Annotated in this window: 18 protein-coding genes; 6 read left to right on the top strand and 12 right to left on the bottom strand. The window is 57.7% G+C overall.

The window, feature by feature from the left end:
- Positions 1-61: 61 nt before the first annotated feature.
- The 5 genes from WLQ66_RS15085 to hslO form a co-directional block, all read right to left on the bottom strand.
- Positions 62-1,939, bottom strand: coding sequence for an ABC transporter ATP-binding protein (locus tag WLQ66_RS15085; protein ID WP_340547144.1), 1,878 nt, complete (start codon positions 1,937-1,939; stop codon positions 62-64).
- Positions 1,936-3,774 carry an ABC transporter ATP-binding protein gene (locus WLQ66_RS15080; protein WP_340547143.1) on the bottom strand — a complete coding sequence of 613 codons (1,839 nt, stop codon included), beginning with the start codon at positions 3,772-3,774 and terminating at the stop codon, positions 1,936-1,938. Before WLQ66_RS15080 ends, WLQ66_RS15085 begins: the two co-directional genes overlap by 4 nt.
- A 224-nt stretch (positions 3,775-3,998) precedes the next feature.
- Positions 3,999-5,150, bottom strand: coding sequence for a CCA tRNA nucleotidyltransferase (locus tag WLQ66_RS15075; RefSeq protein WP_340547142.1), 1,152 nt, complete (start codon positions 5,148-5,150; stop codon positions 3,999-4,001).
- Positions 5,147-5,743, bottom strand: coding sequence for a CoA pyrophosphatase (locus WLQ66_RS15070; protein ID WP_340547141.1), 597 nt, complete (start codon positions 5,741-5,743; stop codon positions 5,147-5,149). The genes WLQ66_RS15075 and WLQ66_RS15070 overlap by 4 nt, the downstream gene beginning before the upstream one ends.
- Positions 5,736-6,737 carry an Hsp33 family molecular chaperone HslO gene (hslO, locus tag WLQ66_RS15065; protein ID WP_340547140.1) on the bottom strand — a complete coding sequence of 334 codons (1,002 nt, stop codon included), beginning with the start codon at positions 6,735-6,737 and terminating at the stop codon, positions 5,736-5,738. The genes WLQ66_RS15070 and hslO overlap by 8 nt, the downstream gene beginning before the upstream one ends.
- A gap of 78 nt (positions 6,738-6,815) precedes the next feature.
- On the opposite strand from hslO, the gene WLQ66_RS15060 reads away from it, so the two are divergent.
- Positions 6,816-7,268, top strand: coding sequence for an NUDIX hydrolase (locus WLQ66_RS15060; protein ID WP_340547139.1), 453 nt, complete (start codon positions 6,816-6,818; stop codon positions 7,266-7,268).
- Between the two features lie 42 nt (positions 7,269-7,310).
- Here WLQ66_RS15060 and WLQ66_RS15055 read toward each other — a convergent pair whose 3' ends face one another.
- Complete coding sequence (locus WLQ66_RS15055; protein ID WP_340547138.1) at positions 7,311-8,582, bottom strand: PP2C family protein-serine/threonine phosphatase; 1,272 nt, start codon at positions 8,580-8,582, stop codon at positions 7,311-7,313.
- A gap of 177 nt (positions 8,583-8,759) precedes the next feature.
- Between WLQ66_RS15055 and WLQ66_RS15050 the strand changes: the two genes are divergently transcribed.
- Complete coding sequence (locus WLQ66_RS15050) at positions 8,760-9,083, top strand: Hpt domain-containing protein (protein WP_340547137.1); 324 nt, start codon at positions 8,760-8,762, stop codon at positions 9,081-9,083.
- Between the two features lie 12 nt (positions 9,084-9,095).
- Here WLQ66_RS15050 and ilvA read toward each other — a convergent pair whose 3' ends face one another.
- Both ilvA and WLQ66_RS15040 read right to left on the bottom strand, forming a co-directional pair.
- Positions 9,096-10,322, bottom strand: a complete 1,227-nt coding sequence (gene ilvA, locus WLQ66_RS15045) for a threonine ammonia-lyase IlvA (protein WP_340547136.1) — start codon at positions 10,320-10,322, stop codon at positions 9,096-9,098.
- 72 nt (positions 10,323-10,394) lie between these two features.
- Complete coding sequence (locus tag WLQ66_RS15040; protein ID WP_340547135.1) at positions 10,395-11,144, bottom strand: hypothetical protein; 750 nt, start codon at positions 11,142-11,144, stop codon at positions 10,395-10,397.
- A gap of 134 nt (positions 11,145-11,278) precedes the next feature.
- Here WLQ66_RS15040 and WLQ66_RS15035 point away from each other — a divergent pair, with 134 nt between their 5' ends.
- From WLQ66_RS15035 to WLQ66_RS15025, 3 genes are all read left to right on the top strand, one after another.
- Entirely contained in the window at positions 11,279-12,505 is a 1,227-nt protein-coding gene (locus WLQ66_RS15035) for an argininosuccinate synthase (protein WP_340547134.1), read from the top strand.
- Positions 12,502-12,960, top strand: coding sequence for a DUF1810 domain-containing protein (locus WLQ66_RS15030; protein WP_340547133.1), 459 nt, complete (start codon positions 12,502-12,504; stop codon positions 12,958-12,960). The genes WLQ66_RS15035 and WLQ66_RS15030 overlap by 4 nt, the downstream gene beginning before the upstream one ends.
- 87 nt (positions 12,961-13,047) lie before the next feature.
- The gene (locus tag WLQ66_RS15025; protein ID WP_340547132.1) at positions 13,048-13,332 is read left to right on the top strand and encodes an SCP2 sterol-binding domain-containing protein; all 285 of its coding nucleotides are present in this window, start codon (positions 13,048-13,050) and stop codon (positions 13,330-13,332) included.
- Between the two features lie 97 nt (positions 13,333-13,429).
- On the opposite strand, the gene WLQ66_RS15020 is transcribed toward WLQ66_RS15025, so the two are convergent.
- Both WLQ66_RS15020 and WLQ66_RS15015 read right to left on the bottom strand, forming a co-directional pair.
- Positions 13,430-14,143, bottom strand: coding sequence for a sulfotransferase-like domain-containing protein (locus WLQ66_RS15020; protein ID WP_340547131.1), 714 nt, complete (start codon positions 14,141-14,143; stop codon positions 13,430-13,432).
- Entirely contained in the window at positions 14,143-15,051 is a 909-nt protein-coding gene (locus WLQ66_RS15015) for a D-amino acid aminotransferase (protein ID WP_340547130.1), read from the bottom strand. Before WLQ66_RS15015 ends, WLQ66_RS15020 begins: the two co-directional genes overlap by 1 nt.
- A gap of 144 nt (positions 15,052-15,195) precedes the next feature.
- Between WLQ66_RS15015 and msrA the strand changes: the two genes are divergently transcribed.
- On the top strand, positions 15,196-15,861 hold the full coding sequence (gene msrA, locus WLQ66_RS15010; RefSeq protein ID WP_340547256.1) for a peptide-methionine (S)-S-oxide reductase MsrA: 666 nt from the start codon (positions 15,196-15,198) through the stop codon (positions 15,859-15,861).
- A 76-nt stretch (positions 15,862-15,937) separates the two neighbouring features.
- Here msrA and WLQ66_RS15005 read toward each other — a convergent pair whose 3' ends face one another.
- Both WLQ66_RS15005 and WLQ66_RS15000 read right to left on the bottom strand, forming a co-directional pair.
- Positions 15,938-16,810, bottom strand: coding sequence for a ribokinase (locus WLQ66_RS15005; RefSeq protein ID WP_340547129.1), 873 nt, complete (start codon positions 16,808-16,810; stop codon positions 15,938-15,940).
- A 4-nt stretch (positions 16,811-16,814) separates the two neighbouring features.
- A complete protein-coding gene (locus WLQ66_RS15000) occupies positions 16,815-19,070 on the bottom strand; it encodes an NADP-dependent malic enzyme (RefSeq protein ID WP_340547128.1) in 2,256 nt (751 codons plus the stop codon).
- Between the last annotated feature and the right edge of the window lie 90 nt (positions 19,071-19,160).

The following is a 19,160-nucleotide window of genomic DNA, read 5'->3' as shown; positions in this document are numbered from 1 at the left end:
GCGCAAAAGAAAAATGCGCAGTCTCCGTGTGAACGACCTTTGTGCGGGCGCTCAGTACTTCCTATTCCGCCGCATCCCACGATCGTCGAGTGATCGGATCGACCTCATCATCATCGCCTTCGGTCCGAATGAAGCCGCCGGATTGCCGCGACCAGAACTTCGCGTAAAGACGGCCTTGCTTCAGCAGTGCATCATGGGTGCCCACCTCCGCAATCCGACCTTGATCCATTACGATGATCCGATCCATTTCACTCAGCGTCGACAGGCGGTGTGCGATGGCCAGAACCGTTTTGCCCTGCATGACCCGCTCCAGCGCCGACTGAATCGCCGCCTCCACCTCGGAGTCGAGCGCCGAGGTCGCCTCATCCAGAACCAGAATGGGTGCATCCTTCAGGATGGCTCGGGCCAGCGCGATCCGCTGACGCTGGCCGCCCGACAGTTTCACACCCCGTTCGCCGAGATGGGCATCATAGCCGCTGCGGCCCTGTGCATCCTCCAGGTCAAGAATGAATTCATGAGCCTCCGCCTTTTTTGCGGCGGCAATAAGCTCCAGTTCGCTGGCGTCCGGCCGACCGTAAAGGATATTGTTGCGCGCCGAACGATTGAACATTGCGGTTTCCTGCGTGACCATGCCGATCTGGCTGCGCAGCGAGTTCTGCGTCACCTCTGAAACGTCTGTCCCATCGATCAGGATCTGGCCGTTTTCCCCGTCGTAGAGCCGCAACAGAAGCGACACGAGCGTGGATTTCCCCGCGCCGGAAGCCCCGACAATCCCCAGTTTTTCACCCGGTTCAATTGTCAGGGAAACATCCTGAATACCGCCGACATCGCGCCCATAGGCAAAGCCGACATTTCGGAATTCAATGCGTCCACCTTTGGTCCGCAGCGTCTTGGCGGTGTCTTGATCCTCAACCCGGTCAGGACGCGTTAGCGTCTTCATGCCGTTTTCGATTTCGCCAATGTTGGAGTAGATCGCCATCAGCGTAAAGCTGACCCAGCCCGTCATCTGCGCGATCCTCACCGACACCGCGCCCGCCGCAACGATATCACCTTCGGTCGCCATCCCGTCCCGCCACAACACAAGCGTAGCACCAATCAGCAGGACAGGCAGCACTCCTGCCAGAGTCATCAGACAGAACCGGAAGGTCGCCGACAGATAGCCGAAATGAAGCGCCTTGTTACGGAAATCGGCCATCGAATCCTGTGCCGTCCGTTCTTCAAAATCGGCATGGGCGAACAGCTTCACCGTCTTGATGTTGGTGATCGTATCGACCACCTGCCCGGTAACCATAGCCCGCGCGCCAGCCCGCGCCGCAGACCGCTTTCTGATGCGCGGCAGAAACCAACGGATTGTGGCAAAATACCCGACCAGCCAAACCACGAACAATCCAGTGATCCGCCAGTCAATCGCCCCTAGCAATGCAAGCGCGCCAAGCAGTGATGCCAGCGCGAAGGCGACGACATTGATCACCTCAACCGCGACCGACGTCACCGCATTGGCAGTCTGCATCTGCTTCTGTGCGATGCGACCTGCAAAATCATCATCGAAGAAACGCACCGATTGCCCCATTGTCCAACGATTGAGACGGGACAGCACCAGCGGATTGACGTTCGGCTGCACAATAATTGCGTTGGACGCCGCAGAGAGGCCAAAAAGGATCGGCCGCAACAACAGGAAGAAACCCAACGCACCGGCAAGTATCACCAGATTACCTGCCGAGAAGAACCGGTCCGGCCCGCTGGCTATCGCCGTATCTATCACCAGACCCAGAATATAAGCCGTGACCGCCTCCATTCCCCCGGCGAGCGCCGAAAAGACCGCAGCCACCGTGAGCATTGGCCAGGCGCCGGACAGACACCATCCCAAAAAGCGCCCCAACTGATCTGGTGGGGCGCCGTCGGCCGGTTGAAATGCGTCGATCAGATTGCCCAGTTTCATTCTGCTGCCTCAATGTTCAGGAAGCCGCCGGATTGCCGCGCCCAGAACTGGGCATATAGGCCCTCTGACCGCAAAAGCACGTCATGGGTGCCCTCCTCGACAATACGACCGTCATCCAGAACCAGAATACGGTCCATCTGGGCGATGGTGGACAGACGGTGGGCAATCGCTATCACCGTCTTGCCTTGCATCATCCCGTATAGCGTTTGCTGGATTTCGGCCTCAACCTCTGAGTCCAGCGCCGATGTCGCCTCATCCAGAATCAAGATAGGTGCATCCTTCAGGATTACCCGAGCCAGTGTCACTCGCTGACGTTGCCCGCCTGAGAGCTTCACGCCCCGTTCACCGACATGCGCATCGTAGCCCCTGCGGCCTTCGGGATCCTCTAGGTCAAGGATGAACTCATGCGCCCGCGCTTGCTTTGCGGCCTCGATCATCTCGGCCTCGCTGGCGTCAGGCCGACCATAGAGCAGGTTGTCTCGCACCGATCGGTGCAATAGGGCACTGTCCTGCTGCACCATCCCAATCTGGGCGCGCAGACTGTCCTGTGTGACGGTACGGATATCTTGCCCGTCGATCAGGATCTGCCCGCCCTCGGGATCGTAGAACCGCAACAGCAGTTTCACCAAGGTCGATTTCCCGGCACCAGACCGCCCGATCAGGCCGATTTTCTCTCCCGGACGAATGGTCAGACTGACCTGATCCAGACCGCCAGAGCCGCGCCCGTAATGATGGGACAGCTGCCGGAGCTCCATCTCCCCGTCGCGTAAATCAAGCGGCTTGGCATCAGCTGCATCCACCAGATCAATCGGCTGGGCAATGGTTTCCATCCCCTCGGCCACGACACCAAGCTGCCGGAAAAACGTGGTCAGCGCCCACATGATCCACCCGGTCATAGCATTGAGACGCAGGGTCAGCGCCGTAGCAGAGGCAACAACCCCGACCGAAGCCTGCCCCTGCATCCACAGCAGGATCGCCCAACCGACCACCCCAACGATCAGCAGGCCATTCAGCGTCACCAATGCGGCATCCATGATTGTATAGAGCCGCATCTCCGCCTGGAACGTCTTGCGCGTACGCTCAATCGCCTCTTTGGCATAGGTCAGTTCGGTATCGTGATGGGCGAACATCTTGACCGAATGAATGTTGGAATAGCTGTCAACAACCCGACCGGTCACCGTGGATCGGGCGTCGGAGGCGGCCTGGCTGGCTGGCCCGACGCGGCGCACTGTCCAGCGGATCAGCATCGCATAAAGCGCAAACCACACCAGCAGGGGCATCATCAGCCGCATGTCCGCCAACCACAGCAACAGAGCCGCGCCAGCCAGATAGGCCAATGCGAATGTGATCGCATCAAAGACCTGAAACACCACCTCACCAGCGGCAGGCGGTGTCTGCATGATCCGGTTTGCGATCCGCCCGGCAAAATCATTCTCAAACCAGCCAACGGATTGCCGCAATACATGCTTATGTGAACGCCAGCGGATCAAAGTCCCGAAGTTTGGAAGGATAGCGTTATTCAGCAACAGCACATCCAGTAGCTGCAGCAGCGGCCGAATGGTCAGGATAAATACAGCCAGCAGGATCAACTCTGTCCCGTGAGCCTGCCAGACATCGGCCGGTTCACCGGACAACAGGTCCACAACCCGTCCCATGTAATGGATCAGACCGATTTCAACGGCTGCGACGATGACCGACATAAACGCGGTGGCCGCGAAGACCTTTTTGAAGGGCTGCGAATAATCTTTCAGGAACGGCCACAGTCGCCGTGGCGGAGTGTCGGTTTCCGGGTAATCACAATAGGGGTCGATAAGGTTTTCGAAGAAACGAAACATGCGGGTGCTCCAATAATTGAGCATATGGAATAGTCATGCGAACAAAGGCCATCGCCGTGGCCCCTCCGACAGACGTCGGACAGGTCAGGCGTTAATTGCGCCAGATCCCGTGATACATGCGTATTCCTCCCGTCATAAGGTGGTGCCATATGGGTAGGAAAAAAATTCCACTCTGTCACCCCTTTTGACGCGGTGGGCGACGCACGACAATCAGCACGTGCGCTTCAGGCCAGTCCCAGCAGCTCTTTCCGCGTCAGGGCAAACCCGGATCTGATCCATTTATCACGCAAGGAGTTGAGCGCTGCGCCAAGAGCAGGCCCCTGGAGTTCAGGCATCAGATCCTGCGCCGACACGGGGAATACGGCGGACGCGCCAAGATTGATTTCAGTCTCTAAATCAGGCGAAATCGGCATCTCAAGCAGGGCAGATCGCAACAGGATCACGCTGCGGGCGATGGCCGCCCCATGATAATAGGCAAGGGCAGCCGGACTTTGGCTTCCTTCAACCTCTTTGCGAAGCAAGCGTATCTCGGCGGCCTGAGATTTGCTCAACCTCAGAACCTCGCCCGGAGCGCTACCGCCGAGCGCTGCAAGACGGCGAATGGGATCGGGGGCGGACCCCTCTTCCAGATGGATCAACGGTGCCAGGGCGCGATCATCGCTGCCCGGCAGAATCAATGCGAGCAATCCAATTTGCCGCATAATCGCAATCGCCGGCGCCGGATCGGGGGCTGCAAGAAGCTTCAGGATCTCACTCCCGACGCGCTCACGCGATAGGGTTGCGATGCCATCCAGGTTGCTCGCGATCGCCGACAGGGCGTCCGGATCAAACCCAGCATCCACATCTCCGTACCAGGCGTGGAATCTGAAATACCGAAGCGAGCGCAGATAGTCCTCGCGAATGCGGTGTTCGGCAATGCCGATGAACCGAACAATCCCCGCGCGCAGATCCGGAAGACCGTTCAGGGGATCAACCAGTTCCCCATCCGGGCGAGCGTAAAGCGCATTCATGGTAAAGTCGCGTCGCGCCGCATCCTCCTCGATACGATCCGCAAATGCGACGACAGCGCGACGACCGTCGGTAGCAACGTCACGACGAAAGGTGGTGATCTCATAGGGCGTACCGCGATGCACCAGTGTTACAGTGCCGTGATCGATACCTGTTGGTATGGCTTTGATGCCGGCCTTGTCGGCCAGTTCGATAACCTGTTGCGGCAGCGCGTTAGTGGACAGGTCGAGATCTGAAACCGGCGCGCCCAATAGCGCATTTCGCACACATCCGCCGACGAAATAGACCTCCGCACCGCCCTCGGTCAGCACCTCGCAGACGCGCTGGACAGCCGGATCATCGAGCCAGGGCGCGGTCAGATATCTCATGACTGCATCCGGTCGGCGAGGCCGCGCAGCATTCGCGCGGTTGCGCCCCAAATGTAATAGGGACCGTATGGAACAGCGAAGTAGTTCCGCCGCACCCCACGCCAGCGACGCGACTGGATCTGATAGCGAGACGGATCGCAGAGATGTGAGAGTGGGACACTGAAAACCTCGGCAACCTCGCCAGCTTCGGCCTTGATATCAAAGGTCTGATCAATCAGGGCCACCACCGGCGTCACCATGAACCCGGTCACAGTTTCATGCGCAGGTAGCTGACCGACAATTTGCGGAAGATCACGCGGCAGCCCGATCTCTTCCCATGCTTCACGCAGGGCGGCATCGGTCACGCTTGCATCACCTGCGTCCTGCTTCCCACCGGCAAATGCGATCTGGCCGGGATGATGTTTCAACGCCGATGAGCGTTTTGTCAGGATGACCTGCGGCACGCCCTCAGCGATGCTGATCGCCACCAGAACGCCTGCCGGTCGCAATTTACGATCAACAGGTAGAACGACGTCGGGGTTCAGATCAAAATCGGATGACCCTCCCCCCTCAGCGCCCAGCGCAGCGGTCAGCTTTTCTCGCAGATCAGGCACTATCGCCCTCTGCCTCATCCGTTTTATCGGCCTCAAACCCCAACGTCGCCGGATCAAGATCATAATGGGCGCCACAGAACTGGCAATCGGCTGTCACGCGGCCTTCGTCAGTGGTCATCGTTGCGATGTCCTTGGCGGAGTAGATCGACAGGCTTGCGCGTACCCGCTCGGTGGAACAGGTACATCCGAATTTGACTTGTTGGGCATCGTAAACCCGCGGTTGTTCCTCGTGAAACAATCGCAAGAGTAGATCTGTCGGCGTTACCGATGGGCCGATCAGCTCCATGTCTTCGACGGTCGCAAGCAGGTGCATCACACGGTTCCAGTTCTCGCCCTCTTCGCCGTTCACCAGATCTTCAGCCACCAGCGTATCACCAGAGCCGGCACCGTCAGCAACAAACGGCGACGCCTTTGGCATCTGCTGTAGCATAATCCCTCCGGCCCGCCAGTGCTCCGGCACACCAGGCTCGGCGGAACGGCCAAAGCTGAGCGAGAACCGCGTTGGCAGCTGCTCGGACTGGGCGAAATAGGCTTCGGCACAGGTGGCCAGCGATCCGCCCGCCAGAGGGGTGATCCCCTGATAGGGTTTCATCCCTTCACCCTGATCGACAAGAATCGCAAAATACCCTTCTCCCACCTGATCAAAGGGGGCGCCATCCGTCAGCCGTGTTTCATCATAGCTGGCATAGGCGCGGATACGGGCCGGCTCGCCTTCTGCCTGGGGGGCATAGTAGTCGGTCGCGATCATCCTCACCGCACCTTTGGACTGCACCTGCAAGGACAGTTTCCATTGCAATTTGACTGTCTGACCAATCAAAGCCGTCAGCAATGCCATCTCGGCCACCAGCGCCTCGACGACAGGTGGGTAATTATGCTGCTTCAGAATACCATCCAACACACCGTCCAGCCGCGCAACGCGGCCGCGCATGTCCGATACGTCAAGCTGGAAGGGCAGGACGGTATCGTCCCACGCGATTTTCGATACAAGTGTCATGGGGTTTCCTTACGCGCCGTGGATTGGCATATCGGGCCTATATAGGGTTTACACCATCAGAGTGAAGAGGTCAGCGCCGTGATCAGACGTTTTGGCGATACGCCGGATAAATCGAAAAGATACCGGCGCAGGCCCGGCGTCTACGCTCTCTTGCCGCGAAATGGCAAGCTTCTGGTGACCTGCCAGCAGGATCCAGGCCCGGATATTCAGCTGCCCGGAGGCGGCATAGATCCGGGCGAATCACCTATTCCTGCATTGCACCGCGAGGTGATGGAGGAGACCGGCTGGACCATTTCCTCCCCCCGCAAGCTGGGGGCATTCCGCCGGTTTGCCTATATGCCGGAGTATGATCTATGGGCTGAGAAACTCTGCCATATCTATATTGCGCGCCCGGCCCGGCAGATCTCAGACCCGAGCGAACCACTGCATGAAGCGCTCTGGATGCGAGCGGATGTCGCGCAAGAGATGCTCGGTAATGCCGGTGATCGCCACTTTGCCGGATATATCGCGCGATGGATGGGACAAAGCTAGAAATCGGCCGAAGATTGGCGAGCGACCCGGTGCAGGCTCAGCTTACGGGCCTTCATATTCGAATAGGGTGGCGGATACATCATCCTCCAAACCGTATTGCGACGACATCACCTGTGTCAGGTTCCAGTAGAGATCGTCGAGGAATTCCTGGCCGGTCTGATCCGAGTTGCACTTGCCGATCAGATCCACCAATCCCTCGGCCTCGAGCATCTCGCCATTCTCCAAACGCGCCTCAGTAAAACCGTCCGAATACAGCAGCAGCCTGTCGCCCTTCTCCATCACCACATCTTCTTGGGAATAGGTGATATCTGGCACCAGCCCCACAGGAACGCCGCCCTTCCCGATGAATTCTGTGCTGCCATCCTTGCGGATCAGCAATGGGTGCGGATGGCCGGCCTGCACCATCTTCAACACGCCGCTGCGCAGATCGACGATGCAATAGGCCATAGTAAAATACTCTTCGATCCCGGTGTCGGCGATCAGCCGGGCATTCAGCAGGCTTGCAACTTCTTCAGGTTGGCGAAGGGCGTAAAAGCGGTTGAATCGCTTCTCCATGCCGACGTTCTGATCGAAATAGGTCGACGACAAATAGCCGCCAAGTCGCGCCGTCATCATTGCGGACGTAATGCCATGACCGGAGACATCGACCGAGTAAAAGCCAATCCGATTCACCCCGGGTGAAAACATGCCAACCAGATCACCACCGATATGACCGCAGGGTTTCAAGAGCAGGCTGACAGTGGATGACCCGAATTTTCGCGACAGTTCTGGAACCAGCGATTCCTGAATTTTGCGCGCCTGAATCAGATCCTTGTCGATAGCATCATAGACCCGCTGCAATTCATCCAGCGTATCCGAGACGATCCGGTTCTTCTCTGAGAGTTCTCGCTGCATCCGCAGGATACGCTCACCCGCAGAGATTCTGGCGCGCAGCTCGTCCGAACTGACAGGTTTGGTCAGAAAATCATCCGCGCCGGCATCCAGCCCCTGCGCCACCTCGTTCTTTTCACTCTTGGAGGTCAGCAGGATGAAATAGCTGTAGTTATCCTGCGATTTGGCCCGGAACGCCCGGCAGAACTCCAGCCCATTCATTCCCGGCATCATCCAGTCGCTGAGGATTAGATCTGGCGGATCACTCTCGCAGATCTCCATCGCGACCTCGCCGCTTTCAGCTTCGACGACGTCGAATCCCCATTTCTTCAGTGATGCCACCAGGATTCGTCGCTGCAGACGGCTGTCATCGACCACCAGGACACGGCGGATCGAATTGGTCGTAACCTCTTGGTTTATTTCGATCGAACTGTCTGGCAACACCGAGTGAACCCCACAAAAAACGGCGCAAGATACCTTAAACGCAAGTCACTATCGCGCTCTTCGCTTAACAGGAAGTGAAGTTTGCGAAATATGGATCTAGCCTCGCGTTAAACGGTGATTTACGAGTTTATAAGTAAAGCAATCGTAAAATGCGATATCAAAACAAGGATTGCAAAGATGATTGATTGGTCACGCGCTAAGGAGCTGCACGAGGAAGTCGGCGCTGAGGACTTCTCTGAAGTTGTCGAGATCTTCCTCGAAGAGGTCGAAGGCGTCATCGAAAAGCTGAGATCTCCGGATCTGACCACCTTGGAACAGGACTTGCACTTCCTGAAAGGCAGCGCCCTCAATTTGGGCTTCTCTCAATTCTCCCGCCTCTGTCAGGAAGGCGAGCGCCGTTCGGCACAGGGCGAGGCAAAGGATGTGGACACAGCCACGATCATCGCCAGCTATGAGGCGTCAAAAGAAGAGTTCCTGCGCGACATGAGCAGCAAGCTCTGAGCCAGTACCTACTCAGATCACGAATTGCGCCAGGGTTTCATCGCTGGTGATGTCGGTATAGGCAAAGCCGGCAGCATCCAACCGGACGTAGAGATCAGCGAAATTCTCAGGTCGCTTGGTTTCTATACCAATCAAAACAGAACCGAAGTTGCGCGCTGATTTCTTCATATATTCGAACCGGGCGATATCATCCTCTGGCCCCAGAATACCCAGGAACTCCTTCAGTGCCCCGGGTCGCTGCGGCAAGCGCAAAAGGAAATACTTTTTCAATCCCATATAGCGCTGCGCTCGTTCCTTCACTTCTGGCAACCGCTCGAAGTCAAAGTTGCCGCCCGACGTGAGACAGACCACCGTCTTGCCACGGATCCAGGAGCGTACATCGCGCAAGGCTTCGATCGCCAGCGCGCCAGCCGGTTCCAGAACCACACCTTCGACGTTCAACATCTCAAGGATGGTCGTGCAGATCCGATCTTCGGCAATCGACAGGACGTCCGGCAGGGGCACATGTTTCAGCACCTCGAACGGCCGCTCACCGATGCGGCCAACTGCGGCGCCATCGACGAATGTGTCGACATGGTCCAGTGCTACCGGGTGTCCAGCAGTTAGCGCCGCCCTCAGACATGCGCCGCCAGAGGGTTCTGCAAAAAGACAATGCACCTTGTCGCCGAACCAGCGGGCCACGCCCGACGACATGCCACCACCGCCCACCGGCAGGATCACATGATCGGGAACGGCGCCCAGCTGAGCCTCGATTTCGACCGCGATGGAGCTCTGGCCTTCGATGACATCATCATCATCAAATGGTGACAGAAAATGCCCGCCTTCCGTTGCACACCAAGTCTGAGCTGCCGACAGTGTGTCGTCAAAATAGTCGCCAACCAGATGGATTTCGACGTTGTCGCCGCCAAACATGCGGGTCTTCTGGATCTTCTGCTGAGGGGTGGTCACCGGCATAAAGATCACCCCGCGCTTGTCCAGCTCGCGGCACATAAAGGCAACGCCCTGCGCATGATTTCCAGCTGACGCACAGACAAACAGCGACTGGTCCAGCTGCTTACGCATTGCATTAAACGCACCGCGGATCTTGTAGGACCGCACCGGGCTCAGATCTTCTCGTTTCAGGTAGATATCCGCATCGAACCGTTCCGACAGCAGCGTGCTGCGCTGCAGCGGCGTGGCAGGGAAAATCGCGCGCATGGCCTGTTCGGCGGCCCGGGCCTGGGTCTGAAAATCACTCATGCCACTTGAGTGACCCAACCCCGCCCCCATGACAAGGGGGCAGGATCAAAGCATACTGAAGAATACCGCAGATCAGATCGCACGTTTCTCGACGTAGTAGCCGTATAGTGTAGTGAGAGCACTGATATTCAATACTGCAAGTCCAACCGAAAATATCAGCTGCAGAACAATAGCAATCAACACGGCATCGGCCAGCAGATACAGGATCAGTTCGGACAGCAATTGCAGACCAAAAAGGCAAAGCGCGAGGACAAACAGCGTTCCAAAAGCTCCTACCGTCAACTCAAACGACTCACCTATCCCAAGTGGTTTGCCCAGCGCTGCCGCAGGTAGGATCAGAACAATCCGATACATGAAGACGGCAATCAATATGGCGATGACGAGCAGGAAAGCGAGGCCAACCATCCCCATTCCGCTAATCAGGGCAATGCCGATAAACATCACCACGCCGACTACAACGGTACCGATAGCGATCAGCTTGATCAGACCAATGATGTAGTTGCCGACCTCAGCTTTGTAGAAAGATGGCAGCCAGCCGTTGGGGTGTTCCTCCAACAAGACATAGCGATGCCAGACGACCGCGGTCCATGCCCCGATCACACCAACCACTATCCACATCCCTACAATGCGCCACAGAACTGCAAATAATTGCGGGCCCTCCCCCCTCTGCTCCTGCATCCAGCCGCCACCAAAAAGACCGCCAAGAAGCAAATAGGCAATCCCCATGGCAATCAGCGAGGGAACAAGGAAGATCTTCAGAAGCTGCGGCAAATTCCGCTGCACCATGCTTACCGAGTGTAGAAATAGCGTCCAGCCGATCATCTATTCAGACTCCAATACTGCTCAATCGTCGCACGCGACCAATATGCGGACACTCCGGTTCCGATATGGGGAAAACCTTGCTCTTCTGTCAAAAACCGGATAGGCCGCTGGCGTTCTGATCAAGAGGAAATCCCATGTCCGCGCCCAAGAAAGTTGTCCTCGCCTACTCCGGCGGCCTTGATACGTCAATCATTCTGAAATGGCTGCAGACCGAATACGGTTGTGAGGTTGTGACCTTCACCGCCGATCTCGGCCAGGGTGAGGAACTGGAACCTGCCCGCCAGAAGGCAGAGCTGCTGGGCATCAAACCAGAGAACATCTACATCGAAGACGTACGGGAAGAATTCGTGCGGGACTTCGTCTTCCCGATGTTCCGCGCCAATGCCGTCTATGAAGGCCTCTACCTGCTGGGCACCTCCATCGCGCGTCCGCTGATCTCCAAGCGTCTGGTCGAGATTGCCGAGGCAACCGGCGCCGATGCGGTTGCTCATGGCGCCACCGGCAAGGGCAACGATCAGGTCCGGTTCGAACTGGCAGCCTATGCGCTGAACCCTGATATCAAGGTGATCGCCCCCTGGCGCGAATGGGATCTGACCTCGCGCACCCGTCTGCTAGAATTCGCAGAGGCGCACCAGATCCCTGTGGCCAAGGACAAACGTGGCGAAGCCCCCTTCTCCGTGGATGCGAACCTTCTGCACACCTCCTCCGAAGGCAAGGTGCTGGAAGACCCCGCCGTGGCGGCGCCTGACTATGTCTATCAGCGCACCGTCCACCCGGAGGATGCTCCGAATGAAGCTGAATTCATCGAGATCGGCTTTGAAAAAGGTGACGCCGTCAGCATCAACGGCGAGGCAATGTCACCCGCGACCATTCTCACCAAACTGAACGAATACGGCGGCAAGCACGGCATCGGTCGTCTCGATCTGGTCGAAGGCCGGTTTGTTGGCATGAAATCCCGCGGCATCTATGAGACACCGGGCGGCACCATCCTCCTCGAAGCCCACCGCGGCATTGAGTCCATCACGATGGACCGGGGCGCAATGCACCTGAAAGACCAGCTAATGCCGCAATATGCCGAGCTGATCTACAATGGTTTCTGGTACTCGCCCGAGCGCGAAATGCTGCAAGCCGCCATCGACCGCAGCCAGGAACATGTCACCGGCACCGTACGTGTTAAACTGTACAAAGGTTCCGTATCCACCGTAGGCCGCTGGTCAGATCACTCGCTCTACTCCGAAGCACATGTCACCTTCGAGGAAGACGCAGGTGCCTATGATCAGAAGGACGCAGCGGGCTTCATCCAGCTCAACGCGCTGCGGCTGAAACTTCTCGCCGCTCGCGAGCGCCGGTTGAAGAAATGAGCGACCGCGTCGATATCGAAGATGATATAGACGACGATCTGACCGAAGAGATGGAGATGTTCGTCGAGGCGCAGGACACCGTTTGGAACGATGTCCGCGCCGAACTCTCCGCCGGTAAAAAGACGAGCCACTGGATGTGGTTCGTCTTTCCCCAGCTTGCTGACCTTGGCCAGTCCCATATGGCGCAGCTCTACGGGATCGAGGATCTGACGGAGGCCACCGCGTATCTGGCCCATCCGGTCCTGAACGCGCGGTTGACCGAGGCGAGCGAGCTGCTGCTCACCCACAAAGACCGCAGCGCCGCGTCCATCCTCGGCGAAACTGACGCCAGGAAACTCTGCTCATCAATGACGCTCTTTGCTGCCGTTCCTGGCGCACCAGATGTGTTTTCACAAGTATTAGAGACGTTTTTCGACGGAACCCCCTGCCCGGTCACCCGTAGCAGCCTGTCTTGAAAGCTGACGTAACCTCCCCTTTGGTCACCCTTGCCTGCTGACAGACGGATGCCTAACCCTTGGCGCAAAGATACCGAGGGGGAGACGATGGCACTTCAACCGCTGGCGGATGGTATCCGCGCCGGGCTGACCGGGAAAAACTTTGACGGTTCGTTGAAATTCGATTGCGGCGACGATGGCGTCATCGTTCTCGCAGATGGCGATGCCACGACAGAAAACCGTGACACCGACTGCACCATCCGCATCAGTACCGAAAACCTGAAGAAGCTGCTCACCGGAAAACTGAACCCGATGACTGGCGTGATGATGGGCAAACTGAAAATTTCAGGTGATATGGCTGTGGCAATGAAACTGGGCAAGCTGATCGGCTGATCACGACGCAGCCCTGCGGCCTGTCATCTTTCCAAAAATACTCCGGGGGTGAAGCGCCGCAGGCGCGAGGGGGCAGCGCCCCCCTGGTTCCCTTCCGTCAGATCTTTGTCGTTTGCAGCTGCTCGTAATAGGGCAATGCCGCTTGCAGAACCGGTTGCAGTTCATCCGGAACCTCGGGCAACGGTCCTTCTGGTCCTGCGAATTTCGTCGACTGCCAGACAGATCCATACCAATGTGCTGCCCAGATGCCGTCATCCTTGTGTCCGCCCATGGGCCATGACAGCATCTTCGGGGAAAACGGCATCTCGATCCTGTCACAGAGCCGTTCCAGCATCTGCGCGGGATCTCTGCGAATATCGTTGCTGTCCAGAACCACCGGACTCTGACCCCAACTCTGGACCAGATCGAGCAATTCCGCCTGCTGGCGAAACCCTATGTCATCCAACGTCGGATTTTCCCGTTTCTCCGCGTAGGAGGCAATGACCCGCGCCGGATGGCGGATCAGAAACACATTTGTGACCTCACGCATCCAGTCACGGGGTATGCCCTCGATCATATGCTGCGTCATGTGCTTCTGATAGAAAAACGGTTTTGCAGCCGGGACCGGCCCCAGCAACAAATCCACGACCGCTGCCGGCTCCTGTGGCTGGCTCTCCAGGATCTCGGCGCGCATTGGGTGCTCCAGTCCCGTTTTCGCCAGATACGCCGCATAAAAAGGTTCATCCACCACAGCACAATCGCCGCGATTGCCAAAGGCATACATCATCGCCGTCGACAGATTGCGCGGCCCTGACCACATCGCAATCCGCATCAGGCGCACTCCCGCGCGATGAGATCCTTGTAGAGCGAGCGGATCCGCTCGGTCACAGGCCCCATGGCACCCTCACCGATCTGGCGACCATCAATCTCGCCCACGGGCGTCTGCGCACCAAAGGTTCCGGTCAGGAAAGCCTCTTCCGCGCCGTAGGTATCCACCAGTGAATAGTTGCGCTCAAAGACAGGGATGTCGTTGGCGCGGCACAGGTCGATCACCTTCTGTCGGGTGATCCCGTTCATGCAGTAGTCACCGGTCGAGGTCCAAACTTCACCTTTGCGCACGATAAAGAAATTGCAGGCGTTCGTCGTGTTCACAAAGCCGTTCACGTCCAGCATCAGCCCTTCGTCGGCGCCCGCCTTCTCGGCTGCGATACAGGCCAAGATGCAGTTGAGCTTGGAATGCGAATTCAGCTTCGGATCCTGCGTCATCGGCAGTCCGCGCAGATGTGGCACGGTTGCCAGCCGGATCGGGCGCGGCAGGTGAGGGCGCGAATGCTCCATGATGATGGTGAAGGTCGGTCCCTGCTGCGACAGCGAGGGATGTTGAAAAGGCCGAGTTTTCACGCCGCGTGTCACCATCAGCCGCGCATGGGCATCTGTGGTCATACCATTGGCTTTCTGCGTGTCCAGCACGACCTGTTTGACCTGATCAGGGGACATGCCGATATCCAGATCAATCGCCTTTGCAGCCTCGAACAGGCGGTCCAGATGCTCATCCATGAAGGCCCAGGTCCCATCATAGAGGCGCAGCCCCTCCCAAACGCCGTCACCCAGCATGAAACCGCTGTCATAGACGCTGACCTTGGCGTCAGCTTTCGGAACAATCTCGCCGTTCAGATAGATCAGGATCTCTTCGTTGCGCTGATCTTCTTCCGCTTGGTGCGTACTCATTTTCTTGGTCATCTGCTCCTCCTGCGAGGCGCACGCTAGAAGCATTGGATCCCATTTCCAAGCGGTAACTTCCCGTCACCAAGCCGTGACAAACCATGTCATGTGATTGAGCCCGAAAGAGCCCCGAGCCACAGTAGAGCAACGATGGAGGCCATGATGCGTTCGACCAAATCCCTTAGACCAATCGTACTGACCTTGTTCATGGTGCTGGCCGTGGCCTTGAAAGGTCATCAGGCCCATGCCCAGAACGTCGAAACCCTGACCGTGGCGGGTGGCTGCTTCTGGTGCGTGGAAAGCGATTTTGAAAGCGTTCCAGGTGTTCTCTCGGCAGTATCCGGCTTCACGGGCGGCAGCGTGCCATCACCTACGTACAAACAGGTCACCGCCGGCGGCACCGGTCACTACGAAGCGGTTCAAATCCGGTTTGACCCCCAAAAAGTTACGCGCCATCAGTTGCTGTCCATGTTCCTGAGGTCAGTTGATCCGACAGATGCCGGTGGTCAGTTCTGCGACCGCGGCGACAGCTACAGAACGGCCATATTCGTCTCTGGATCAGATCAGAAATCTGCCGCAGAGGCTGCCAAGGCCAAGGCGCAAGCAGAACTCGGTCAGGCCATCGTCACACCGATCCTGCCTGCAACGGCATTCTATCCCGCCGATGCCTACCATCAGGATTATTACAAAGGGAACCGGCTGGTGCTCACGCGATTTGGTCCCAAACGTCAATCGGAGGCGTATAAGCGATATCGGCAGGCCTGTGGTCGCGATGCAAGGGTATTGCAGCTATGGGGGGCCGCAGCGCCTTTTGCCAAGCAGCACTAGGTGCGGCACCATGGATAACTGCACGAAAAAGGCGCGGTGGAACACGCGCCTTTTTCATATTGACTGATTGATGTCGTCAGAAACTTGCGTCTTGCACCTCTTTCAGGTCGGGGATCACATCGGCGGTGCCTTTGCGGGTGACCATCAATGCAGCTGCGCGACTGGCCTGCGCCAAGGCCTGCGCCATCGGCATGCCACGGTCCAATCCCGAGAGCACATACCCCGTGAAGGTATCCCCGGCACCCGTTGTGTCGACCGGAACAACCGAATGCGCTGCAACATCGTGGGTTTCACCACTCTCGCACGCATAATGGCGCGCGCCCTTGGCCCCCAGAGTCACGATAACATCTGACACGCCCAGCGCTTCGGGCGTCTTGCCGGTCGCTTCACGCAGCTGTTCAGCTTCGACCTCGTTCAGGAACAGATAGTCGAGATACGGCAGGACCGCCTGGACTGCCTCTGCATCAAAAGGCGCGGCGGCATAGGCAACCTTCAGGCCAAGATCGCGACCCATTCGTGCAGCCTCGGCCTGCATGTTGGTCTCGTTCTGCATCACCAATATGTCGCCCGCACTCGCCTCTGACAGCGCAGAGCCGACCTGATCTTCGCCGATCTGACGGTTGGCCCCGGGAAACAGGATAATCTGGTTCTCGCCCGACGGATCAACCGCGATGATTGCATGGCCGGTCGGCACCTCCAGCTGCGCAATATGGCGCGTGTCGACGCCATATTCCAACAACCGCGTGACGGCCCAGGCCCCGTCCGGTCCGACCGCGCCAAGATGGCAGACATGACTGCCTGCGCGCGCGGCGGCCACAGACATATTTGCTCCCTTTCCGCCCAGGAACTGCTCCAGCCCCTCCGCCGCAAGAGTTTCCCCCGCAGCTGGCATGTGAGGCAGCGCATAGATCATGTCGGCGTTGATTGAGCCCAAATTCCAGATCGCCATGAAATCACCCGATGTTGCAGGCAGCCAGAACCGCCATGTTCAGAATGTCGTTTGCAGTCGACGTGGTGGAGCAGATCTGGATCGGTTTATCAACACCGGACAGGATTGGACCAACAACTGTAGCGCCCCCCATTTCCTGCATCAACTTGACCGAGATCGACGCAGAGTGCCGCGCAGGCACGATCAGGATATTGGCCGGACCAGTGAGACGCTGGAACGGATATGCCTCCTGTGCCTTGGCGTTCAGCGCCACGTCGACCGTCATTTCGCCTTCGTACTCAAAATCAACGCCGCGCTTGTCCAGAACTGCCGGCGCGATGTGCATTTTCTCGGCCCGTTCGGAGACCGGATAGCCAAAGGTCGAGAAGCTCACAAACGCAACCCGTGGCTCCAGGCCCATATGACGGGCCACCCCGGCCGCATGTTCGGCGATATTGGCGAGATCATTCTCATCCGGCCATTCATGCACCAATGTATCACCGATCAGAACGATACGACCCTTGTGCAGCAGTGCGGTTACACCAGCCGATCCATTTGTCGCATCCGCATCAAACACATGATTGATCTGGTCCAGCACATGCGCCGACTTCCGCGTCGCCCCGGTGACCAAGCCGTCACCATGCCCGTGCGCAAGCATCAGGGCCGAGAACACATGGCGATCACGGCCAACCAGCCGGTGAACATCCTTACGGTCAAACCCCTTGCGATTCAGCCGCTCATAAAGAAAGTCCTTATAGGTTTCGAAATGCTGAGTATTGGCCGCGTTCACGATTTCCAACTCACGTACCGCATCCCCCAGCCCGGCTGTTTCCAGCTTGCTACGCACATCATCGGGGCGTCCAACAACCAGCGCCTTACCAAAGCCGGAGCGTTGATACATCACCGCCGCACGCAAGACGCGGGGATCGTCACCTTCGGCAAAGATCATCCGCGATTGCGCTGCGCGTGCACGCGCGTTCAATCCGCGAAGGATCGACTGAGTCGGATCCATCCGACCACGCAGGCCGTGCTCATAGGCATCCATATCTATGATCGGCCGACGCGCGACACCAGTGTCCATACCAGCCTTGGCAACTGCTGGCGGAATGCGATGGATCAAACGCGGATCAAAGGGAGTCGGGATGATGTAGTCACGGCCAAAGGACAGCGATTTCCCATAGGCCAGCGCCACCTCATCCGGCACATCCTCACGCGCAAGACCTGCCAGGGCATGGGCGCAGGCAATTTTCATCTCGTCGTTGATGGCGCGCGCATGAATATCCAGTGCGCCGCGGAACAGATATGGGAACCCCAGCACGTTGTTCACCTGATTGGGGTAGTCTGATCGGCCTGTGGCGACGATAGCATCAACGCGCACTTCATGGGCTTCTTCCGGTGTAATCTCCGGATCCGGGTTTGCCATCGCAAAAATCACCGGATTGTCGGCCATGGATTTTACCATGTCCTGTGTCACCGCCCCTTTGACAGAAACGCCAAGGAACACATCCGCGTCCTTCATGGCCTCTTCCAGGGAGCGCAGTTCCGTCTTGACGGCGTGGGCTGACTTCCACTGGTTCATACCTTCGGTGCGCCCCTGATAAATCACGCCCTTGGTATCACAGACGATACAGTTCTCATGCCGCGCGCCCATAGCTTTCAGGAGCTCGATACAGGCAATGCCGGCAGCTCCGGCACCATTGAGGACGATCTTCACATCCTCGATTTTCTTGCCAGAGATATGCAGTGCATTGATCAGGCCGGCCGCGCAGATCACAGCGGTACCGTGCTGATCATCATGGAAGACCGGGATATCCATCTCTTCCTTGAGCTTCTGCTCGATAATGAAACACTCCGGCGCCTTGATATCCTCAAGATTGATCCCGCCAAACGTCGGCCCCATCAGGCGCACCGCCTTGATGAACTCATCCGGATCCTCGGTGTCCAACTCGATGTCGATGGAATTCACATCTGCAAATCGTTTGAACAGGACCGACTTGCCCTCCATTACCGGTTTGGATCCAAGCGCACCCAGATTCCCCAAACCCAGCACCGCGGTCCCGTTGGAGATCACGGCCACAAGGTTGCCCTTGTTCGTATAATCATAAGCCGTCTCCGGGTTCGCCGCGATCGCCTCGCAGGGCACAGCTACACCGGGCGAGTAAGCCAGCGACAAATCGCGCTGCGTGGTCATCGGGACCGTTGCGTTGATCTCCCATTTTCCGGGTGTCGGTTCCAGATGGAAGGCAAGCGCCTCTTCGTTGGTAATCTTGGCTTTGGGCATTGGCTTTGGGTGTCCTCTCACTGTCCCAAGCGTCATAGCTCAGCACGCGCATCATCTCAACGAAGTTGCGTTTTCACCTTTCGTCGCAGT

Origin of the sequence: Phaeobacter sp. A36a-5a, assembly GCF_037911135.1 — a bacterium.
In the GTDB taxonomy this organism is placed as follows: domain Bacteria; phylum Pseudomonadota; class Alphaproteobacteria; order Rhodobacterales; family Rhodobacteraceae; genus Phaeobacter; species Phaeobacter bryozoorum.
This window is presented reverse-complemented; position numbering and strand designations above follow the sequence as displayed.